18 protein-coding genes are annotated in these 20,699 nt (G+C 60.8%); 6 read left to right on the top strand and 12 right to left on the bottom strand.

Going from position 1 to position 20,699, the window contains the following annotated elements; genetic code table 11:
* Window positions 1-113: 113 nt before the first annotated feature.
* The 4 genes from AC13RC_RS26170 to AC13RC_RS26155 all read left to right on the top strand — a co-directional run bounded on the left by AC13RC_RS26170 (window position 114) and on the right by AC13RC_RS26155 (window position 3,779).
* Complete coding sequence (locus AC13RC_RS26170; RefSeq protein ID WP_113408903.1) at window positions 114-728, top strand: TetR/AcrR family transcriptional regulator; 615 nt, start codon at window positions 114-116, stop codon at window positions 726-728.
* Between the two features lie 430 nt (window positions 729-1,158).
* Window positions 1,159-2,601: an amidase family protein gene (locus AC13RC_RS26165; protein WP_488558977.1), complete on the top strand. Its 1,443-nt coding sequence runs from the start codon at window positions 1,159-1,161 to the stop codon at window positions 2,599-2,601.
* A complete protein-coding gene (locus AC13RC_RS26160; RefSeq protein WP_368518438.1) occupies window positions 2,598-3,143 on the top strand; it encodes a DUF302 domain-containing protein in 546 nt (181 codons plus the stop codon). Before AC13RC_RS26165 ends, AC13RC_RS26160 begins: the two co-directional genes overlap by 4 nt.
* Window positions 3,144-3,206: 63 nt before the next feature.
* Window positions 3,207-3,779, top strand: a complete 573-nt coding sequence (locus AC13RC_RS26155; protein ID WP_069613541.1) for a TetR/AcrR family transcriptional regulator — start codon at window positions 3,207-3,209, stop codon at window positions 3,777-3,779.
* 233 nt (window positions 3,780-4,012) lie between these two features.
* On the opposite strand, the gene AC13RC_RS26150 is transcribed toward AC13RC_RS26155, so the two are convergent.
* Window positions 4,013-4,711 (bottom strand): GntR family transcriptional regulator, encoded by a 699-nt coding sequence (locus AC13RC_RS26150; protein WP_488558976.1) that lies wholly within the window; start codon window positions 4,709-4,711, stop codon window positions 4,013-4,015.
* Between the two features lie 90 nt (window positions 4,712-4,801).
* Here AC13RC_RS26150 and AC13RC_RS26145 point away from each other — a divergent pair, with 90 nt between their 5' ends.
* The gene (locus tag AC13RC_RS26145) at window positions 4,802-5,911 is read left to right on the top strand and encodes a mandelate racemase/muconate lactonizing enzyme family protein (RefSeq protein WP_488558975.1); all 1,110 of its coding nucleotides are present in this window, start codon (window positions 4,802-4,804) and stop codon (window positions 5,909-5,911) included.
* An 85-nt stretch (window positions 5,912-5,996) separates the two neighbouring features.
* Window positions 5,997-7,319, top strand: coding sequence for an MFS transporter (locus AC13RC_RS26140; RefSeq protein WP_488558974.1), 1,323 nt, complete (start codon window positions 5,997-5,999; stop codon window positions 7,317-7,319).
* Window positions 7,320-7,584: 265 nt separating this feature from the next.
* Here AC13RC_RS26140 and AC13RC_RS26135 read toward each other — a convergent pair whose 3' ends face one another.
* From AC13RC_RS26135 to AC13RC_RS26085, 11 genes are read right to left on the bottom strand one after another with little or no spacing between them, the layout of a single operon-like run.
* Window positions 7,585-8,370 (bottom strand): SDR family oxidoreductase, encoded by a 786-nt coding sequence (locus AC13RC_RS26135; protein ID WP_113408910.1) that lies wholly within the window; start codon window positions 8,368-8,370, stop codon window positions 7,585-7,587.
* 47 nt (window positions 8,371-8,417) lie between these two features.
* Entirely contained in the window at window positions 8,418-9,191 is a 774-nt protein-coding gene (locus tag AC13RC_RS26130) for an SDR family NAD(P)-dependent oxidoreductase (protein ID WP_488558973.1), read from the bottom strand.
* An 11-nt stretch (window positions 9,192-9,202) separates the two neighbouring features.
* On the bottom strand, window positions 9,203-10,537 hold the full coding sequence (locus AC13RC_RS26125; RefSeq protein ID WP_488558972.1) for a dihydroorotase: 1,335 nt from the start codon (window positions 10,535-10,537) through the stop codon (window positions 9,203-9,205).
* A gap of 12 nt (window positions 10,538-10,549) precedes the next feature.
* The gene (locus tag AC13RC_RS26120) at window positions 10,550-12,253 is read right to left on the bottom strand and encodes a thiamine pyrophosphate-requiring protein (protein ID WP_488559002.1); all 1,704 of its coding nucleotides are present in this window, start codon (window positions 12,251-12,253) and stop codon (window positions 10,550-10,552) included.
* A complete protein-coding gene (locus AC13RC_RS26115) occupies window positions 12,246-13,187 on the bottom strand; it encodes an allantoinase PuuE (RefSeq protein WP_368518436.1) in 942 nt (313 codons plus the stop codon). The genes AC13RC_RS26120 and AC13RC_RS26115 overlap by 8 nt, the downstream gene beginning before the upstream one ends.
* A complete protein-coding gene (locus AC13RC_RS26110; RefSeq protein WP_488558971.1) occupies window positions 13,187-14,227 on the bottom strand; it encodes an NAD-dependent epimerase/dehydratase family protein in 1,041 nt (346 codons plus the stop codon). Before AC13RC_RS26110 ends, AC13RC_RS26115 begins: the two co-directional genes overlap by 1 nt.
* A 35-nt stretch (window positions 14,228-14,262) precedes the next feature.
* Window positions 14,263-15,036 (bottom strand): SDR family NAD(P)-dependent oxidoreductase, encoded by a 774-nt coding sequence (locus tag AC13RC_RS26105; RefSeq protein ID WP_488558970.1) that lies wholly within the window; start codon window positions 15,034-15,036, stop codon window positions 14,263-14,265.
* A complete protein-coding gene (gene hydA, locus AC13RC_RS26100) occupies window positions 15,033-16,466 on the bottom strand; it encodes a dihydropyrimidinase (RefSeq protein WP_488558969.1) in 1,434 nt (477 codons plus the stop codon). The genes AC13RC_RS26105 and hydA overlap by 4 nt, the downstream gene beginning before the upstream one ends.
* Window positions 16,463-17,734, bottom strand: coding sequence for an MFS transporter (locus AC13RC_RS26095; RefSeq protein ID WP_488558968.1), 1,272 nt, complete (start codon window positions 17,732-17,734; stop codon window positions 16,463-16,465). The genes hydA and AC13RC_RS26095 overlap by 4 nt, the downstream gene beginning before the upstream one ends.
* Entirely contained in the window at window positions 17,731-19,827 is a 2,097-nt protein-coding gene (locus tag AC13RC_RS26090) for a dipeptide ABC transporter ATP-binding protein (RefSeq protein ID WP_488558967.1), read from the bottom strand. The genes AC13RC_RS26095 and AC13RC_RS26090 overlap by 4 nt, the downstream gene beginning before the upstream one ends.
* Window positions 19,824-20,699 carry an ABC transporter permease gene (locus AC13RC_RS26085; protein WP_488558966.1) on the bottom strand — a complete coding sequence of 292 codons (876 nt, stop codon included), beginning with the start codon at window positions 20,697-20,699 and terminating at the stop codon, window positions 19,824-19,826. Before AC13RC_RS26085 ends, AC13RC_RS26090 begins: the two co-directional genes overlap by 4 nt.

Below are 20,699 nucleotides of genomic sequence, written 5' to 3'. Positions count from 1 at the left end.
TGCGTCAGGCACGGCGGGATGCTCTGTAGGAGATTGCGTTTCTTGACACCGGCTTGCCAGGTGTATTAATTACAAGGTGACCGGTCGGAATTAATTAGTCAAGGATGTATCGGATGAAATCTTCGTCACCCGGCCGGAGGGGCCCCAAACCGAAGCCCGGCATCCGCGATAACCTGGTTCAGGCAGGTTTGCGGATGTTTCATGCCGACGGATATGCCGCGACAGGTGTCCAAGGCATTGCCGAGAGCGTCGGCGTCCCCAAGGGATCGTTTTACAATCACTTCGCCAGCAAAGAGGTTTTCGGCGCCGAAGTCCTCGATGCCTATTTCGATCGAAATGAAGACAAGCTGCGCAGCATGCTTTGCGATGCGACAATTGCTCCCCTTGCCCGCTTGGCGGGTTATTTTGACGACAGGATCGACGCATTCAGGGCAGCCGGCTTCGTGAGAGGGTGCCTTCTCGGAAATATCAGCGCCGAGGTCGCGGATCACAGCGCCCTGATGCGCGAGCGACTTTCAATGCATTTCGGATCGTGGACGCGGTTTTTTGAGGCTTGTATCGCACAGGCACAGGATGAGGGAACCGTCGGTCGTGCCGTGCCTGCGACGCTTTTGGCCCGGTTTGTGTTGAACAGTTGGGAGGGCGCATTGCTGCGCATGCGGGCTGAAAAAAGTGATAAGCCTCTACTCGATTTCAAGACGGTCGTATTCGATCTTCTCCTGAAATAGCGCGCCGACCTCTGGCCCGCCCCCACGTACGCGTCAGGCGTCCAAATTGCAGGGTGGCGCACAGGATGTTTTGCAACTATTTGGTCGGACATCGCGGGCGCAGATGCCGCCAAGGTCCTCCCTTTGCTCCACCATGCCTGCCGCCAAAGGCGATGCAAGCCTGTCTCGCGTCATAGGTTGACGACACTTTCAACAGAAATCTTCGCATCTCCAGCACCATGCAGCACCTTTCATCGGGAGCGCCGCGGAAACAGCAGCCCCTAAAATCGCGCTCACGGAGGCACATGAGTTCATCGCCTCAACGGCTTATCTGAATAAATTTCGACCGCTATTGTATTACGATCATAATTCTATATTATGATCGTAATTCCATTGACTGGCGCTCTCATCCAGTGGGCGGCGGAATCAGACACTTAACGAGGAACTTTTCATGCAAACGGAAGTAATTTCAGGCGAGCCGAGCGAACTTGGCTTTACGGCAATCGGCGTCGTGCAGGCTGCTCGGGCAATGAGCGACGGCGACTTCTCAGCGGAAACCTACGCCGAAGCCCTTATGGCGCAGGCGCGAGAGAAATCGGAGCTCAAGGCATTCATCACGATCGATGAGGAGGCTGTCATTAAGGCGGCATACGCTGCTGACAAGGCACGATCTGCTGGCGCGTCCGACCCTTTGCTTGGTGTCCCTCTCGGTGTGAAGGACAGCTACCTGACGAATGGGTTGCGCACGACGCTCGGTGTCAACAATCTGAAAGACTTCATACCCACTCATGATGCGGGCGTGGTCAGTGCCATAAAAGAGGCTGGCGCAATCGTATTTGGCAAGAATAACCTCGTTGAAATGTCCTATGGTTTGACCGGAGACAATGGTCCCTACGGGCAGGTGAAAAACCCCCACACCCTTGATCGGGTGAGTGGTGGATCATCGAGCGGATCGGCCGCGGCTGTAGCCGCGGGAATTGTCCCTGCGGCCTTCGGAGGCGACACCATCGGTTCGATCCGAGTACCGGCATCACTTTGTGGTGTGGTGGGATTTAAGCCGACGACTGGTCGCTGGCCACGGAACGGTGTCGCTCCGATTTCACATGTTCTCGACACGACCGGTGTTTTCGCCCGCACAGTGGAAGATTGCGAACTGATTGACCAGATCATAACGAAGACTCCGCAATCGGCGGGGCTTATGCGCGGCGATCTTAACGGAGTGAGATTTGCATACGCCCCGAAGCAATATCTCGACCTGATCGACGCCGATGTCGGAGCGCGGTTCTACGAGGTTGTGCGTCGACTGCGCGATGGTGGAGCTGAAGTTATTGAGATCGATTTTGGCGACGAGTTTGCGGCGCTCGCCAACACAACGACCTGGAACCTTTTCTTCCGTGAAACAAGGGAAGCGATCGTCGGCTTTCTTCGCGACAACGATATTCCAACCTCGTTTCAAGAAATCTACGACGACCTGAAGCCCGGTTTGAGGGACGTCTGGCAGCATTTGGTGCTGCCGACCGGATCGAAATGGCTGGCTGCGGATGCCTATCACAAAGCCCTCACTATCGACCGGCCGCAGATCCAGCGACTGTTCACCGACGCTTTTACGAAAAGCGGTGCTGAGGCACTTATTCTGCCAACGACCCCGTGCACGGCACCAAAGATTGGAAAGGAAAATGAGTTCCTGATCGGCGGCAAACAAGTGACCTTCGCGGCGCTGGCGAAAAACACCATCCCGGCCAGCGGAGCTGGTCTCCCGGGCATCAGCCTACCCATGGGCAGAGTGAGCAACAACCTTCCGATCGGCCTTGAGATCGATGCTCCCGCTGGTGGCGATCGTCGCCTGCTGACACTGGCTCGCCGGGTTGAAGCGCTCGGTATCTCGTCTCTTTGAAGCGCGAACTCGGTCAAGGCGGCGCGCTTCGACCCACCACTGAAAAGGTTAAGCAAATGACGATTACGACAGACATCAAGACGATCAGCATCGACCATGTCACGATCCGTTCCGAGAAAGATTTCAGTGCCGTCAGGTCAAAGCTGGAGTCGCTTATCCCTCGCATTGACGACGGTATTTTCACCCTCTTGCGTTATCGGCAAACAGAGCGTGCGCTTCAAGAGCTCGAGGCTCTCCCATCTCTCTCGATTTTCGGCTTCAGGGATCATGGTGCGCTTCTACAGGTGGCAGGTCTGGAGCGTCAGTCGGTCCAGTACGACATTGGAAATCCGTTGACGGCATCGAAGATGACGCGGCATCGCATATCTGCGGGCCTCTACGCACCCGTCCGAGTCCTTCTGCGCGACGACACGGGCGGCGTTGCGTTTGAATATGATCGCCCGCTCACCGCCTTCGGTCAGTTCGAAGATTTACAGGTGGGCGAAATCGCCCAACAGCTCGACCGAGACCTGCTGGTTGCTCTTGAAACGGCAGCCTCCTGACGTATGAGAACCATATGCAGATCGCGATGAATCGCGTAACGCAAGCACTTCGGGAGACAACAGATGCGGTTTGAAAAGGGCCATAAAGAAAGCACGAGACGTCGCATTGTCGAGGTTGCGGCCAGGCGATTTCGCCACGATGGCGCGGCCGCCTCCGGATTGGCTGGGATTATGACGGAGGCCGGGTTAACGAATGGCGCATTTTATGCGCATTTCGATTCAAAAGAAGCACTCGTGAAAGAAGCCATGGTGAGTGCGTTGACACATCAGCGGGAAATTCTCGAGAAGGCTCTAAACGACCAGGTAGGTCTTGAAAGCATCATCCGCAGCTATCTCAACGTCGACCATATGCTCCGCCGCGAAACCGGGTGCCCATCGGCTGCGCTGTTGCCCGAACTCGCAAGACAACCGGAACCGACTCGCGAGGCCTATGAAGTTGAACTGAGAAAATATACTGATTCCCTCGCATCAGGACTTCCCTCTTCGTCTTCATCTCTCGCCCGTGATAAGGCAAGAGCGATTTTTGCGCTCATGGTCGGCACCCTGCAGATTGCCCGTGCTGTTTCCGACCCGTCGCAGGCGGCAGCTCTTTTGGAAGGCGGTGTCCAAGCAGCCCTTACTCTGGCAAAATCCTAAACGGGCCTTTCGGTGGCATCACTCCTCAGTACAAGCGCGGCTGTGCTCTCCACCATCTGGCCCCTATCGTCGTTGCGTCGCAACGACTGCCGCGCAAAGGGGCATGGCTCTACGAAGCACTGGGTATATCGTCATGGCTGGTTACAGCGGTCTCCGAGCCAGCACACCCGGTATGACGAGGCGCTGCTCGAAAAGATCAAGAACAGCGAGCGCAAGACCGCCGTGCAACGCAATTATCTTGCCTCGACATTTCGTGCTCGCCACAGCTGAAGCAGATCATCCATGGCGTGGGCAATATGTTCTCGCGAAATTTGCTCGGCGAGCGGTCCGTTATTAGTGCGAAACGCATCAATCAAACGACGATGTTCCTCAGCAATCTGGTGTGGTCGGTAGTTGCCATAACCCCATGCAGTGCGCATCGTGTTAAAGAAGATGCTGTGGCGCTGCATCAGCACCCCAGCTTCCTGATTGGGACGGATTGCCTTAATTGCATCGTGCAGTTGCGCATTCAACTGGACGAGGCGAGCAATGTCCATTGCACCTGCGTTGGATAGCGTTTGCTCATACCGGCTTTCGATTGCTTCGAGCGCCGCGACCTGATCCGCCGTCGCGACGGCAGCCGCCTGGCCAGTGATGTAAGATTCGAGCGCGATCCTGATCTCATTGAGATCTCTGAGGAACGCCTCGTCGATTGCTCTCACCCAGGCGCCTCGGTTGGGATGGATGACGATCCATCCCTCTGTTGCCAATTGCGCCAGTGCTTCGCGAATCGGTGCCGGGCTGAGCCTGTAACGTGCGGTCAGATCACTGATCTTCAAGCGTGCGTTCGGCGCGAGGTTTCCCTTCGCGATGTCCGAACGCATCGCATCGCGTACCCGATGATAATTGGGCACGCCCATCGCGTCGAATTCCGTCTCGGCATTTTCCAGCACAAGAATCTCCTATTTGCCGGTTGATATAGCCCGATGCTTCAGTTACGTTGCAATAAAAGATTATATATAATCTATAATGCGGAGCAATGTATGAAGATTGATCGCGTGGAAACCGTCCAGGTGCAGTGGTCGCCCTCCGACACGCCGGCAATGCGTAGCGCCTTCGTGCGTATCTATACTGATGACGGCCTTATGGGGCTCGGCGAAGCTTCGCCTATGCAAGGCGGCCGCGCCTCCCTTGCTATGATCGAGCATGACATTGCGCCTTCCCTTCTTGGTGCCGATCCGTTGGATCATGCCGTGCTTCAGGACCGTCTGGTGCACGGGCTGGTCAAGCTTGGTCCCGAGGGCGCCCTCGCCGGCGCGCTTGCGGCGATTGACATCGCCCTATGGGACCTTAAGGGGAAACTTCTCGGTCAGCCGATCTACAAGCTTGTCGGAGGTGCCTGGCGGACCACCCTGCCCTTCTACGCCTCGATCGGACGCAATAGCGTCGGTCAGCGCACCGTCGACGAAGTCTGCCGGGCTGTCGAAGAACGCATGCGCGACAATCCCGCGGCCATCAAGATTCGGTTCGATAATGATCGAACGCAGCTCGATCAGGATATTGCCGGCGACATTGAAAAGGCCCGCGCGGTACGCCGTTTGGTCGGCGACGGTTTCCCCCTGGCGTTCGACGCCAATAACGGCCTCTCCTTCGGCGGAGCAATCCGAGTCGGACGCGCTTTGGAGGAGCTTGGCTATTGGTGGTTTGAGGAACCGTTGCAGCATTATCATCCCAGAGAGCTCGGAGCGCTTGCTCAGAGGCTCGACATCACCGTATCTGCCGGCGAGCAAAGCTATACGACCTCAGCCATCCTGGAGTTGATCCAGTCGGGTGTTCGTATGGTTCAGCCCGATATCATCAAAATGGGCGGCATCACCGGGCTATTGCGTTGCGCGGCCCTCTGCAACGCACATGGCGTCGAACTCGTGCCGCATCAGACACAGCCAACCGTCGGCCATCTTGCCAATTTGCATGTCTGCGCCTCCCAGCTTCACGCGACGAAGCCTTGCGAATTGGACGATCCGAGCACGCGACGTCACACGATCTTCATCAATGCGCCCAAGCCAATCGCAGGTGTATTTCACCTGCCCACCGCACCGGGTCTTGGAATTGAGATTAACGAAACTGCGCTCGAGAAACTTCGAGTGCGCTAAAGACGGAAACCGGCACGTCCTTAGAAAAAGCAGCAGCGCGATCGAGCGCTGCGACATGAACATATGTGCCATATGGGAGGAAGATATGGATTCGGCCACACCGCCTGACACCCTAGCCATTATTGAACGCGAAACGATGCGCCGCGTCACTTGGCGGCTCGTGCCGATCCTGATGCTCGGCTATTTCTGTGCGAGCCTCGATCGAGCCAATATTGGCATGGCGGCCACCACAATGAGCCCTGCCCTCAATTTCTCGAATGCGGAGTTCGGCTTTGGCGCGGGCGTCTTTTTCTTTGGCTATCTACTTGCGGAGATCCCTAGTAATCTCATTCTCGAACGCTTCGGCGCACGCGTCTGGCTGACCCGCATCCTCGTCACCTGGGGCATTGTCTCCGCGCTGACGGCATTCGTCTGGGATAATTGGTCATTTTACGCGGTCCGCTTCTTACTCGGACTCGCCGAGGCTGGATTCTTTCCTGGGGTCCTGATCTACATCACCTGGTGGTTTCCGGCGCGATATCGCAGCCGCATCGTCGCCTGGTTCATGTCGGCCGGCGTCATTTCGCAGATCCTCGGACCGCCAATCGGTGGCGAGCTCATGCATCTCGACGGGGTTCTTGGCTTAGCTGGATGGCAGTGGCTGTTTATCATTGAGGCCGTGCCATCGATTATCACGGGCGCGTTGATCCTCTGGCTTCTGACCGACCGACCTAGTCAGGCACCGTGGCTCGGCACTCAGTCACGAGATTGGCTCGAGGGGCGCCTTGCTGCCGAACGGGCACAGCAGGAATCAGTACGCCATTTCACGCTCGGCGCCGCCTTTGGCAGCATAAAGGTGTGGCTCCTGACATTCGTTGAACTCGGCCACCAGTATGCTGGTTACGGCCTGGTCTTTTTTATGCCATTGATCGTCAAGGGCCTGGGTGTCGATCGCGACTGGATCGGACCGGTAGCGGCAATCCCTTACATCTTCGGTTTTGCCGCGATGATCTTGTGGGGCTACAGCTCCGACCGCACCGGCGAGCGGGTTTGGCATGCCAGTTCGACGATGTTCATCGTCGCGGCCGCGATGGTGATCTGTAAATTCGTTGGCGCCGATCATCCCGTGATCCTGATGATCGTCCTGACCATCGCTGTCATGGGAAATCAGTCCTTCGCCCCATGCTTCTGGTCCATTCCCGGCACAATGTTGACCGGTACGGCGGCGGCCGGCGGTATTGCTATGATCAATGCGATCGGCAACCTCGGCGGCTCGATCGGACCCTCAGTCTATGGTGCCGTCCGCGATGCCACCGGCAATACGAGCATTGCACTGCTTGCTCTGGCTGCCGGCCCGCTCCTCGGCGGGATTGTTCTTGTATTGATCGGCCATGACAAACGATTGGAGCAAGTACCCATTTCGCGCTGAGAACGATTCCGCAGGCTCCAAAGGGTCGACGCTGCAAGGCTACAAGCTCCGGCCTTGCAGGAACGTCCATCATTATTCGTTGGCGCAATATTGTCGTAGCAACGCTGAATGATTGCAAATAGCGGGATCTTTCCCAGATTGGCAGTAGTGGCGACGGCCTGTGCGGCGCTTCTCATAGCCAAAAGGATATAAGAGCTGGCGATATTACCCGATATAACCAGCCTTTTAACATAGCCAGCCGATTGGAATGCCGGAGCTACCGCATCTAAACGCTTGCAATCAGACCGCCATCGATCCTCAAAACACTTCCAGTAACATAAGATGCACGCGCACTCGCCAGGAAGGCGACGACATCGGCGTATTCCTGCGGGTCGCCGTAGCGACCGACGGGGATGGAGGCGGTACTTTGCGCCGAGACGTCCTCCACCGACCGGCCTTCGCGCTTGGCCTTCTGCTCATCGAGGAAGGTGATGCGCTGAGTGGCGATGCGGCCAGGCAGTACGATATTGACCGTTACGCCATCACGGCCGACCTCGCCGGCAAGGGTCTTTGACCAGCCCAGCAATGACATGCGCAATGCATTCGAGAGCCCGAGATTCGGGATCGGTGCGACGACGCCTGACGACGTCGAGGTGACGATCCGGCCCCACTTCTTCTCGCGCATCCTCGGCAGCACGGCATCGCTGATCGAAATGACCGACAGCACCATGCTGTCGAAATGCTTGCGCCAGCTCTCCGCGCTCTGGCCGGCAACGAGCGTCGGCGGCGGGCCGCCGGTCATGTTGACGAGGACGTCGACCGATCCGAACCGGGCTTCGATCGCTGAAAGGTTCGAAGTGATGATACTAAGGTCGGCAAGGTCCCAAGCGATCGCCACGGCGCTGCCGCCACGTGCTTCGATCTCTGCGACCGTCTTTTCAGCCGCTTCCCTGTTGATATCGGCCACAGCGACGCGGCTGCCTTCGGCAGCCAATGTCTTGGCAATCGCGCTCCCGAGGCCACCACCACCGCCGAGGACGAGCGCCGTTTTTCCCTTCAGTCCCAAATCCATATGTGTTTCCTTTCATTCTCCGGCAGACAGCCGGTTTTCGTTGAGGGTCAGCCAGCCATCCAGCCGCCGTCGACCATGAGATTGATGCCTGTCATATAGCTCGACATGTCGCTTGCCAGGAACAGAGCCGCGCCGGCGACATCCTCCGGGGCGCCGAGACGCGGCCAGGGCGTGCGGCGGCGTGAATAGTCGAGCGCATCGGGATCGTTGGCGACCCCCGGCTTGCCGGTGACGATTTTGCCCGGGGCAATCGCATTGCAGATAATCAGGTCGTCGGCATGATCGACCGCGATCTGGCGGGTCATCTGCACGATGCCGCCCTTGCTCACGCCATAGGGAAAATCGCCGGGGCAGGCGACCATGCCATGCTGCGAGGAGATATTGATGATGCGGCCGCGCACCTCGCCGACGGGCTCCTGGGTCAGGAATTGCTGCGCAGCTCGCTTGCAGCAATAGAAGAAGCCGGTGAGGTTGACAGCGATGACGCGAGCCCATTGCTCCGGTGTCGTTTCCAGCAGATTGGTCGATGTGTAGGTCGCCGCGTTGTTGATCATCACATCGAGGCGACCGAAATTGCGAACGGTTTCGCTGACGAGATGACCGACCGCATTCCAATCAGAAATATCAGTGTGCACAAACAGCGCGTTGCCGCCGCCGGCGCGAATGCGCTCCAGTGTCGTCTCGCCGCCCTCGATCGGCGCTTCGATCGTATCGGCAATGACGACGGAGGCGCCTTCAGTCGCGTAGCGTAAGGCGATGGCGCGACCTAGACCGGAGCTGGCGCCGGTAACGATGGCAATTCTGCTCTGCAGCATGGGCATCGGCTGGTTCCTCAGGATTCACGGGTGACGACGCTCCCGCGTCTTTCGGAGATAATTTTCCCGTCGCGAACGATCTCTTGGCCTCGTAGGAAAACGTGTGCAAGCGTCCCCGGTACGCTCCAGCCATCGAAGGGCGTATAGCCGGCGCGCGAGACCTGTTGGCCATTTGTAATCCAACTCGGCCGGCGGCGGTCGAGCACCACAATGTCCGCATCGAAGCCTGCGGCAATCACGCCCTTGGAACGACGCAGGCCGAAACGTGCGGCTGGATTGAAGGAGCACATGCGCACGAGGTCGCAGAGCCCGATGACGCGCTCCTCGACCAGCCGCAGCATGGTCGCGAGCAGAGTCTGAAGCCCCGGCATTCCGCCGGGAATGTCGGCGAATGCGGCGTAGGCCGCCGCCTTCTCGGTAGGGCTATGCGGCGCGTGATCGGTGCTGACGATATCGATCAGCCCCTCGGAAAGAGCGGCTCGCAGCGCCTCGACATCGATTGGGGTCCGGAAAGGTGGCGAGCCCTTCAGCTTGGCACCTGCCGTCTGGTATTGTGCATCGGTGAAGAAGAAATTCTGGGGCGTCGTCTCGACCGTTGCGTCCGCCATGTCGCGCAGCCGCCGCCAGGTAGACATACCGAGCGCCGAATTGACTTGTCGCACATGGATTCGGGCATTGGTTCCCGCTGCGGCCAGAATAGCGCGGGCCACGCCCGATGCCTCCGCTAGAGGCGGGCGGCTTTCCAGAAATGCTGCAATATCGCCGACATGATTGCGTACGCCGCTGCCGACCAATATTGATTGATCCCCAGGCGAGATGCCGATCAGTGTATCGCAGCCGGCAAGACGCCTGACGATCTGGGAGACGGCGTCGATGCTGTCGAAGAGGAAAGCGTCGGGAACGTCAGCCGTGAAGAGCTCCAGCGACACGGGACGCAGGTCCAGCAATCCGTCTAGCAGGCCGATATCTTGACTGATGACGGCCTGAAAGCCGACATCCACATGGATGCGTCCCCTAGCCATCTCCATCTTCGCGGCAAGCTGGTCGGCGGCCGCGGTCCAGGGATTGTCGGTCGGCATGTCGAGCACGGTCGTCACGCCGCCCAAGGTGGCGGCACGCGTGCCGCTATCGAAATCTTCCTTATGCGTCAGCCCCGGTTCGCGCAGGTGGACATGGGCGTCGACCAGACCAGGCAGGAGATCGGAGCCCTCGGCGTCCAGAACGGTGCGAGCCTCGGCCGTCTCGCCGGGCGAAAGAATGGCTGCGATCCGGCCGTCGCGGATGGCGACGTCGCACCTTGCCTCACCGTCCGCATTGACGATGGTCGCGCCTGATATGATCGTATCGAACATACCGATCACCCGTCAGCAGAGGCCCGGCAGGCGTGGTTCTTCATGGGTCACGACCTCGATCAGCGCCGCTTGACCCGCGCGGACCCTGGCAAAGGCACGCAGAAGCCCTGGACGAAGGTCCGCCGGTGACGTGATGCACTCGCCATAGCCGCCCAGCGCTTGCGCGATCGGCGCATAGCCGCCCGACATGCGATTGGCGCCGTATTTCTGAGTGGCGATCGGCATGCTGGCCGCGTAGCCGCCGAGCACGTTGTTGCGCATCACGACAGTCAAGATCGGCAGATTGCAGCGGATCGCAGTCTCAAAATCGATGCCAACCATGCCGAAGGCGGCCTCGCCCATCAGGTTGACAACGGTCGCCTCCGGCCGTGCCAACTTGGCGCCCAGTGCGAAGCCGAGGCCGCTGCCGAGCTGCGTCGTCTTGCCCCAGCCGACATAGCTGCCTGGCACGGTCGCCTCATAGAAAGGGCTGAACTGATCACGCGGATTGCCGGCGTCGTGGGTCACGATGGTCTTGGCCGGATCCACGGCGCGCATGATTTCCCAGACGACACGATAGGGCGAGATCGGCTCGCTGTCGGCGGTCAGGAAGGGCGTCCAACGTTCCATGAAGGCGGCGCGTATGCTGCGGATCTCTTCGGCAATATCGCCGCGATCCGGGATGGCCTGCCTCTCGCTTTTTACGTGCTCGATCATCTGTTGCAAAGCGGAGCGGGCGTCGCTGATGACACCCTGCGCGATCGGATAATCCTTGCCGAGATCGCCTTCATCGATCGTGACCTGCAGCAGCACTTTGTCCTTGGCGATCGGCAGGATGTAGTGAGAGCGGGTAAGGCTTGTGCCGAGCGCCAGCACCACATCAGCCTTGTCCATGAAGTGATCGACCGTTGCCGGCCGCGCGCGCCCCGCCGTGCCGAGCGCCAGCGGATGGTTTTCCGGAAAGCCGCTCTTGCCATTCGGCGTCGTCATGACAGGGATGCGCAGCAGCTCCGCAAAATCTACCAGCTCTTTCGAGGCCGAGGCAGCAAGCACACCCTGGCCCGCGAAAACGACCGGATTCTTTGCGGCGAGCAAGGCGGCAACCAGCTCGGCAATCTCACCGGCATCGGCCTGCGGCACGCTGCGGCGAGGCTTTTGATAGATATCGTGGGATGGATCGAGCTTTTCCGCCAGGAGATCGACGGGCAATTCGAGAAGCACGGGGGCCGGGCGACCATTGCGGAGACGGGTGATTGCCGAGTGCATCAGCTTTGGCAAATGCTCGACACGGGTCACCGCCTCGCACCATTTCGTGATGTGCCGAAAATTGCGGCTCGCCTCGAAATTCGGCGCCACCGCTTCCGATCCCCGCGGATAGCCCGTCGGCAGGAAGAGGATCGGCGCGCGGTCGTTGAAGGCCTGGGCGATGCCGCCGAAAGCGCTCTCCGCGCCAGGACCGTACTGTACTGTGACCACGGCGAGTTCTCGCCCCGCCGTCGTGCGAGCATAGCCCTCGGCAATATTGACAGCCACACGCGGCGTCCGGGTTATGACAGGCGGAATGTCGAGATGGGCTGACGCATCGAACAGTTCGCTGTTCGGAAAGCCGATGATCTGCTTGACGCCTTCCTGTTTCAAGATCGAGGCGACGACCTCAGCACCGTTCATGTCTTTCCTCCAACCGCTCACCGGTTCGCTGGGGTCCGCCAGCGGCACTGCTTCGGTTCCATCACGCATGACAGCCAAATGTTTCATGGTTTTCGAGCCAGTAGCGGGCAATATCCTCGCGGCGCATGAAGGCAGCTCCCGGCGTCTTCTGGACATGTTCGATGACATCGCGCAGGCCGGAGGCTCGGTTCGGCTGTCCTATCCAGCGCGCATGGATACCGATCGTCAGCATCCGCCCGCCGGTCTCGTGCGCTTCGCCGATCATGTAGTCGATGGCGGAGCGACAATCCTCGGTGAAATCGCGCGGATTGCTGTAGCCGGGCGCGATCAGATAGCGGCTGTCGTTCAGCGTCTTGGAATAGGGAACGACGAGCAGGCGCGTTCCGTCATGATCGATGAAATAGGGCAGATCGTCGTTGCAGGGGTCGGAGTAATAAAGGAAACCGCCCTCCTTCACGATCAGATCGCGGGTGTTGACGCTCGGGAAGGACCGGCAATTCCAGCCCATCGGCCTTCGGCCGGTCAGCTTCTTGTAGAGGGCGATCGCCTCGTGCAGCTGACGCTCCTCATCCTCGCGCTCGATGGTCGAATATTCGCTCCAGCGCAGACCGTGTCCAAGCAGGTCATGGCCGCGTGCATTCATCCATCCGACGACGGCGGGGTTTTTTTCCAGCGCGATGGCGCAGGCTGACACGGTGATCGGAACGTTGTAGCGATCAAAGAGGCGCGCCAGCCGCCAGACACCGGCGCGGCTGCCATATTCGAAATGCGTCTCGGTGCCGAGATCGCGCACCGGCGGGCTGTTTGGAATATTGTACTCGCCCCAATTGTCGTTGCGGCCGTCTTCCAGCCAGGAATATTCCGAGCCTTCCTCGTAGTTCAGCACCAGGTTGATCGCGAGCTTGACGCCACCGGGCCAGCTCATGAAGGGGGGCTTCGGGCCATAGCCAATAAAATCGCGCGCCTGGCGTTCCGTGTTTTCGGGTTTGACGGGTGCCGACATTATTTCGTCTCCTCGGATGCGCCTTCATTCGCGACGATCCAGTCCATGTAGTCGTGGAAGGCTTCCCTGGCGGGGCGCGGGCGCCAGTCCGTGTCGCGCTCGATGCGGGCGAGATCATATTCGCCCCACATGCCGTCCTTCAGCGTCGCGTCCTGGACGACGTTGGCGGTGTCGTGCGGGCTGACCTCGACCTTCAAATCAGGCACGCGTTCGCGTGCCCATTCGACGATGTCGCCTGTGGTCGAGGTGCGGCCGCTACCGATATTGTAATGGCGATAGCGAAGCCGCGGCGCCGTCAGCAGTGCCACGACGGCATTGCCGACGTCGGCGGAATGGACGTAGTCACCGACCGATTCCAGGCTGTTCGGCCGGATCACCTCGCCCGCGAGCGCCATATGTGCCACCTTGTTCGGAACATGGCGGAACTTGCGGCTCTCTGTCGCCCGATCCATCGTGCCATAGACCGAGGCGAGTCGGACGCTGAGCGCCGACAGGCCGAAGAGATCGGCATAGCGGTTGACCACCATTTCGGAGGCGAACTTGGAGATGCCATAAAGCGTCAGCGGCGCGACATAGCCGTCTTCCGGCAAGGGCTCGCCGGCCCAGTCCGGCCCGTGATGACGATAGACCGAGCCGGAGCTGACGTAGATGAAGCGCTTGACGGAGGGGCGGCTGCGCGCCCATTCGAGCATGTGAACCGTGCCCATCAGATTGACATCGACGATCCTGGCCGGCTCCTCGGCTTCCGGCTGACGCTTGGCCTCGGAAGCGCTTCCGCGCGAGATCGGCGTGATCGTCGCGCCATGCACGATGACGCTGATGCCGTGCTGATCAAGCGCGGTCGACCACTGCAAGGGGTCGCAGATATCAGCGGTGATGACCGAAAGACGATCGCGCACCGGCGCAAAATAGCGCTCGGCCATGGCATCGAGGTCGGAGCGATCGAGAATGACGGCGCGGGCCGTGGGATCGCGATCAAGCCAGGTTCGTGCCACGACGCTCATGACGAAGCCTGTGCCGCCTGTGACGAGAAGGGTCATTTCAAAATCCAATCCAGATCATTGCATTCATGGGTTCAGCGCACCGCATAGCCGCCATCGACGAGCAGGTCGGTGCCTGTTACGAAGGAGGCGTCGGCGGAGAGCAGGAAGGCGGTCGCGGCGGCAATCTCGTCGGACTGGGCGATCCGGCCGAGCAGATGCGCCGGGCCGAGTTGCCGGTCGGCGGCCTCGAGATCCGGCCAGCGCTGTAGAAGCCGGGGCGTTGCGACCGCGCCCGGCGACAGGCTGTTTACCCGGATGCCCTCATCCGCATGATCGATCGCCATGGCCTTGGCGAGATGGACGAGGCCCGCCTTGGCGGCGCAATAGGCGACCGCCTTGCCCGTTGCTACATGCGCGAATTGAGAAGCGATCAATACCACGGAGCCGCCACCGCCTGAGATCATCAGGGGCAATACGAACTTCGATACCAGGAAAGCCCCCGTCAGGCTGACATCGAGCTCGCGGCGCCATTGCAGTTCGCTGAGATCGACCACCGTCCCATCCAGCGATGGCGCAGCGGCATTGTGAACCAGGCCGTCCAGCCGGCCGAACCGGCCGCGGACCGTATCAACTGCGCGCTCCATCGAACGTCCGTCGGTGACGTCGCAACGCACGGCAAGCGCGCGCGAGCCGAGTTCTTCGGCCAGATTGACGGCGGCATCCTCCGCATGGTCGGCGCAGACGACGCTGCCGCCCTCGGCAAGGCAGCGCCGCGCGATGGCCGCGCCGATGCCGCTGGCGGCACCCATGATCAGGATGACCTTGCCGGCAAGTCGTGCCGTCATGGGATCGGAGTCCGAGGTCATGACGCCAGCACCCTGGAAAGCCCCTGCTGCGGCGGGAAGGGACGCAGGCGCGGGATGAACCGGCCGCGGCCGGGCCGCGACAGAACCTCGCCGTCGTTCCAGACAAGCTCACCCCGCGAGATCGTCATGACCGGCCAGCCGCGTACCGTCTGCCCCTCATAAGGCGTGTGATCGGTCGCGTGATGCAGCATGTCGTTGGTGATGGCGACGACGCGATCCGGGTCCCAGATGGCGATATCGGCGTCCGATCCGACGGCTATCAGGCCCTTGCGCGGATAAAGGCCGAAGAGGCGCGCCGGCGCAGCAGAGGTCAGGTCAACAAACTTCTGCAGCGAGATGCGACCGCCGTTGACGCCGGCCGAAAACAGCAGCGCCAGCCGCGTCTCGATGCCGGGAATGCCGTTCGGGATGCGGTTGAAGGGTGTGTCCGATCCGCCGGCGATCTTGTCGGCGTAGTTCCACGGCGAATGATCCGACGAGAACACCTCAAGCGTGCCGTCGAGAATGCCGCGCCAGATCTCCGGCTGGTTCGACCTGTCGCGCGGCGGCGGGGTGCAGACGCATTTGGAGCCCGAGAGATCATGCGTGTCGATGTCTTCGGCCGAGAGGAATAGATATTGCGGGCAGGTCTCGGCATAGACCGGCAGTCCGCGTGCCTTGGCGCGGCGAATTTCCTCGACCGCACCGCCTGCGGCGACATGGCTGACGAGGATCGGCGTTTCGACCAGCTCCGACAGGCTGATGGCGCGATAGGTCGCCTCGCGATCACCGATCTCCGAATGGGCCTTCTCGTGATAACGCAGCTGCGTCTTGCGGGCGGCGATGAACTTTTCCGTCAGCCAGCGGATGCAGGCATCGTTTTCCGCATGCACCATCACCATCGCCCCATGCGAGCGGGCGAGATCCAGCACGTTCAGGACCTCGTAGTCGTCGAGCTTCAGCCCGTCATAGGTGAGATAAATCTTCATCGAGGTGCAGCCCTCGGCGATCAGCGCCGGGATTTCGTCGCGCAACACCTCGGGCGAGGGATCGCCGACGATCAGATGAATCCCGTAATCGATATGCGCCTTCGGCCGAGCTCGCTCGTGATAGTCGTCGACGATGGCGCGCAGCGACTGGCCGCGCATCTGCATTGCGAAGGGGACGACCGTGGTCGTGCCGCCGCAGAGCGCCGAGAGCGTACCGGTATTGAAATCGTCGGCAGTGGCCTTTCCTTCCCAGGGCTGCTGATCCATGTGGCAATGGCTATCGACGCCGCCCGGCAGGACAAGCCTGCCCTCGGCCGAGATCTCGCGCTTGCCCTCGGGCAGACCCTTGGCGATGGCGGCGAATTTGCCATCACGAATGCCGATATCGACTTCGCGTGTCTCATCCGAAAGCACGACCCGGCCGCCGCGAATGACGAGATCGAAGGGAACATCTCTGCTCATTGGTTCACTCCGGAAGCAAGGCCATCGGGCGTCGCCTCCATAATTTGCGTGACGGCTTTGCGCCGAAGGTTGAAGCAGGCGCCGACCGAAACCAGCGCGGCGCCGCTGCCGAGCATGATGAAAAGCGCATAGGGCGCGACGTAATCCATGAGACCGGCGGCAATCCCCGGCGTCATGACGTTGCCGATCGAATAGAGCAGCAGCAGGCCCCCCGACGCCGACACCATATGACGGCTATCGATCTGCGAATTGGCGAATGCGATGCCGACGGGATAGATCGTCAGGGCGGTCGCGCCATAGAGGAAGAAAAGCATGAAGAGCAGCGGCACATAATGGTTGGCGAGCAGGATGATCGCCGCGCAGAGCGCCGCGGCAAGGATGCCCTGGACCAGCAGCATCCAGCGGCGATCCAAGCGATCCGAGAGCCAGCCGACCGGTGTCTGGGCTAGCATGCCGCCCATGCTGAACGCCGTCACCAACCCGATCGTGGTCCATGCAGGAAGCGCGATCTTGGCGCCATAGAGCGGCGTCAACGCAAAGACGTTCATGTTGGTCATGCCCGCCTGGAAGACGGCGATGATCGTGACCGGGGCCAGAACGGCGAGCTTCCACAGGCCGTAACGCTGATCAGCCGCGGTGACATCGGCCTGCAGGGGGCGAACGGGTCGCATCGGAAGCCCCGGCCAGGGACGTCCCACAAACCGGCAATAGAGCGTGCCTGCCGTAATCGTCAGGGCTCCCATCAGAAAGAGGTGCGGCGAATGCGGGCCTGCAGCCTCGACCAGCAGTTGGCCGAAGAGCACGGCGAGCGAGGTCATCATCATGTAAAGCGAGAAATAGGCGCCGCGATTGCGCTCATCGGCATAGAGATTGATCCAGCTCTCCGAGACCACGAAGAGGACGGCCATCGAGAAACCGCTGAGAAAGCGCAGGACAAGCCAGACGGGCGTCGCCATCGTCGCCATATAGCCGAAGCCGGCAAAGGCCGCGAGGAAGCTGACCGCAAGAAATGCGACGCGATGGCCGAGGCGGGCGACGAGAAGACGCGCCGCAAGGCAGCCGGCCAGAAATCCGATGGGGAAGCCGGTCAGGAGAAGCTGCACGACGCCAGGATCGATCCCGGGCTGGCTGAGGCTTAGCGAAACCGCGGTCGTCAGCAGGCTGTTTCCGGTGCCGATGACGCAGATCGCCACCATGACAGGCACCAGCGCGCGAAAACGCGCCGCCCTCTTCCAGAAGCTCGCCTCGATGGAGGTCTCGGAGCTCATCCCCCCTCCCCCATAGCCGAAACATAGATCGGCAGTTCGGCGCGCAAACGATCTTCCTCGATGTGGCAGGCGATCTGATGCGTCTCAGACATCTGCCGGATCGGCGGCGCGACCGTGTCACAGATGCCGCCGACCTTGCGATGACAGCGGGTGGCAAAGCGACAGCCTGCCGGCACCTTGACCGGGCTCGGCGTTTCGCCGGTCAGCCGTATCCGGTCGCGCGGCGCCTCGTCGAGATTGGGGCTGCGGATCGCCGAAATCAGCGCCTCGGTATAGGGGTGCGTGCCGCCGCCGAAGACTTCTTCGACAGTGCCCTGCTCCATGACCTTGCCGAGATACATCACGACGACCTTGTCGGCGACATGCCGCACCAGCGCCAGATCGTGGCTGATGAACAGCATCGTCGTGTGCTTCTCCTTCTGGATATCGAGAAGGAGCGTCACCACCGCCGCCTGCACCGAGACGTCGAGTGCCGAAACCGGTTCGTCGGCAACGATTAGCGACGGATCGGCGGCAAAGGCGCGGGCGATCGCGATGCGCTGCTTCTGACCACCGGAGAGCTGGTTCGGCTTGCGGTCGGCGACCGCGGGCGACAGGCGCACCATTTCCAGAAGCTCGCGCACGCGCTCCTCGATCGCCGCCTTGCCCTTGCGAATGCCGAATTTCTTGATCGAACGGCGGATGGAGAAGGCGGCCGAATGCGAGGGATTGAGGGTGCTGTCCGGATTCTGGAAGATCATCTGGATCGACTGCAGCATGTTGCGTGGTCGCTGCCGCGCCTGCAGCTCGGCAATATTCTCGCCTGCCATGCGGATCGAACCCGAGGTCGCACTGTCGAGACCGGCAACGATGCGGGCAAGGGTCGATTTTCCACAGCCGGACTCCCCGACAAGGGCGACGATCTCAGCCTTGCGAGCACCGAATGAGATGGCTTCGTTGGCCTTGACGGTCTTGTCAGCGCCGATGCGATAAAGCTTGGTGACGTCGGAGAGCGTGATCGCCTCCTGCTTCGGTACGACCTGGCCGACTTCCGCCGGCAGCCTTCCGACCGGCCGTTCCATCTCAGGCCAGCGGGCGCAACGGACCAGATGGTCGGCGCCTGCCTCGGTCAATGCGAGGCCCGGCCTGTCGCAGAGGCCGGCGGTGAAGCCGGCGCAACGCGGCGCGAAGAGGCAGCCCTCCGGCCGCTCCTGCGGCAGCGGAATATGGCCCGGGATGGCGGCGAGCGCGCGGCTGTGCTTGTCGCTGCCGATATCCGGGATGCAATCGATCAACCCCTGCGTATAGGGGTGGCGCGGGCGGCGGAAGAGATCGCCGGTCGTGCCCTCTTCCACCATCTCACCGGAATACATGATGCCGACACGGTCGCAGGTTTCGGCGATCAGGCCGAGATTGTGGGAAATGAACAGCAGGCTGGTGGAATAGCGACGGCGCAGCTCGCCGATCAGGTCAATGACGGCGGCTTCGACCGTCACGTCGAGGCCGGTCGTCGGCTCGTCGAGCAGAAGCAGCGAGGGGCGCGCCAGAAGCGCCATGGCGATAACGACGCGCTGCTGCTGGCCGCCCGACAACTGATGCGGATAGCGCTTCAGCATGTCGCCGGCGTCGGGCAGGCGGACGTCATCGAGCATGGCGGCGGCCATCTCCATGGCTTCCGCCTTCGTCGAGCCGAGATGCAGCAGTGGCACTTCCGCAAGCTGCGATCCGATCGTCTTGACCGGATTCAGCGCGCTCATAGGATCCTGATAGACCATGGCGATACGCCGGCCGCGGATCGTCCGCAGCTGCTTCTCCCTGGCGCCGACGAGCTCCCCGCCATCGAAGCGGATGCTGCCGCCGGCGATCATGCCTGTGTTTCCAAGATAGCCCATGATCGCCATGGCCGTCGTGCTTTTGCCACAGCCGGACTCGCCGACGAGGCCGTAGCTCTCGCCCGGGCGAACGGAGAAAGAGAGATTCGGCACCGCGACCACTGTCTCACTGTTGCCGCGGAACTCGATCCTGAGATCCCTGATATCGAGTAGCGGTGCCAGATCAGTGTTTGGAGCGTCGGGCATGGCGGCGCCTTGCAGGTTGGAGACGGACAGGTTCATGGCTTCCATGCCTCACGCATGCCATCGGCCAGAAGATTGAAACCGAGAACGAGGCTGACAAGTGCGGCGGACGGAATGAGCGACATCAGCGGCCAGACATTGAGAACGGTGACGCTCTCCTTGACCATCCCGCCCCAATCGGGGTTCGGTGGCGGCAGACCGAGACCGAGGAAGCCGAGAATGCCGATGGTGATGATCGTGTAGCCGATGCGCAGGCAGGCATCGACGATCAGCAGGCTGCGGCAATTGGGCAGGAGCTCGACGAGCATGATGTAGAGCGTACTTTCGGCCCTGAGCTTTGCCGCGGCGATATATTCCTGCTCCTTGAGGCCGAGGACCAGTCCGCGGGTGATGCGACCGATACCTGGCGACGAGGCGATCGTCGTCGCGATGACGATATTGAGCACGGATGGCCCGATATTGGCGATCAGGATCACGTAGATCACGAGCACCGGGAAAGCGAGGACGATGTCGGAGACGCGGCTGATCAGCGTATCGATCCAGCCGCCACAATAGCCGGCGACCATGCCCATGGCGATGCCGACGACCATGGCGACCACAACCGATAGCGGAGCGACGAAGAGTACGGTGCGCGCGCCGAAGATCAGGCGGGAGAGTACGTCGCGGCCGAGGATATCGGTGCCGAGCCAATGGGTAGCGGACGGAAAAGGATTGCCCATCGCCATCACATCCGAATCTGTCGGTGACGGCAGCGGCAGGAGCGGCGCGAGAATGGCTGCGGCCACCCAGAAGACGACGAGGAAGAGGCCAACCACGGCCGTCTTCGAATGGAATATCCGCATCCAGTTCGGCCGCGCCGCGCGCTTGGCCGATGTAATCTTGATGCCGGCGATATTGTCTTGGAGTGCCAT

Source organism: Martinezella sp. CNPSo 3890 (assembly GCF_057784455.1).
Note: the sequence above shows the minus strand (reverse complement) of the source record. Positions and strands in the feature narration are given on the sequence as shown.

Excerpts from the sequence above, each read along its gene's own strand:
- AC13RC_RS26130 (WP_488558973.1), bottom strand. The coding sequence starts at position 9,191 with ATGCCCATGCTGCAGAGCAGAATTGCCATCGTTACCGGCGCCAGCTCC.
- AC13RC_RS26120 (WP_488559002.1), bottom strand. The coding sequence starts at position 12,253 with ATGCGTGATGGAACCGAAGCAGTGCCGCTGGCGGACCCCAGCGAACCG.
- AC13RC_RS26165 (WP_488558977.1), top strand. The coding sequence starts at position 1,159 with ATGCAAACGGAAGTAATTTCAGGCGAGCCGAGCGAACTTGGCTTTACG.
- AC13RC_RS26155 (WP_069613541.1), top strand. The coding sequence starts at position 3,207 with ATGCGGTTTGAAAAGGGCCATAAAGAAAGCACGAGACGTCGCATTGTC.
- AC13RC_RS26105 (WP_488558970.1), bottom strand. The coding sequence starts at position 15,036 with ATGACCTCGGACTCCGATCCCATGACGGCACGACTTGCCGGCAAGGTC.
- AC13RC_RS26170 (WP_113408903.1), top strand. The coding sequence starts at position 114 with ATGAAATCTTCGTCACCCGGCCGGAGGGGCCCCAAACCGAAGCCCGGC.
- AC13RC_RS26140 (WP_488558974.1), top strand. The coding sequence starts at position 5,997 with ATGGATTCGGCCACACCGCCTGACACCCTAGCCATTATTGAACGCGAA.
- AC13RC_RS26125 (WP_488558972.1), bottom strand. The coding sequence starts at position 10,537 with ATGTTCGATACGATCATATCAGGCGCGACCATCGTCAATGCGGACGGT.
- AC13RC_RS26090 (WP_488558967.1), bottom strand. The coding sequence starts at position 19,827 with ATGAACCTGTCCGTCTCCAACCTGCAAGGCGCCGCCATGCCCGACGCT.
- AC13RC_RS26115 (WP_368518436.1), bottom strand. The coding sequence starts at position 13,187 with ATGTCGGCACCCGTCAAACCCGAAAACACGGAACGCCAGGCGCGCGAT.
- AC13RC_RS26110 (WP_488558971.1), bottom strand. The coding sequence starts at position 14,227 with ATGACCCTTCTCGTCACAGGCGGCACAGGCTTCGTCATGAGCGTCGTG.
- AC13RC_RS26085 (WP_488558966.1), bottom strand. The coding sequence starts at position 20,699 with ATGGCACTCCAAGACAATATCGCCGGCATCAAGATTACATCGGCCAAG.
- AC13RC_RS26095 (WP_488558968.1), bottom strand. The coding sequence starts at position 17,734 with ATGAGCTCCGAGACCTCCATCGAGGCGAGCTTCTGGAAGAGGGCGGCG.
- AC13RC_RS26135 (WP_113408910.1), bottom strand. The coding sequence starts at position 8,370 with ATGGATTTGGGACTGAAGGGAAAAACGGCGCTCGTCCTCGGCGGTGGT.
- hydA (WP_488558969.1), bottom strand. The coding sequence starts at position 16,466 with ATGAGCAGAGATGTTCCCTTCGATCTCGTCATTCGCGGCGGCCGGGTC.
- AC13RC_RS26145 (WP_488558975.1), top strand. The coding sequence starts at position 4,802 with ATGAAGATTGATCGCGTGGAAACCGTCCAGGTGCAGTGGTCGCCCTCC.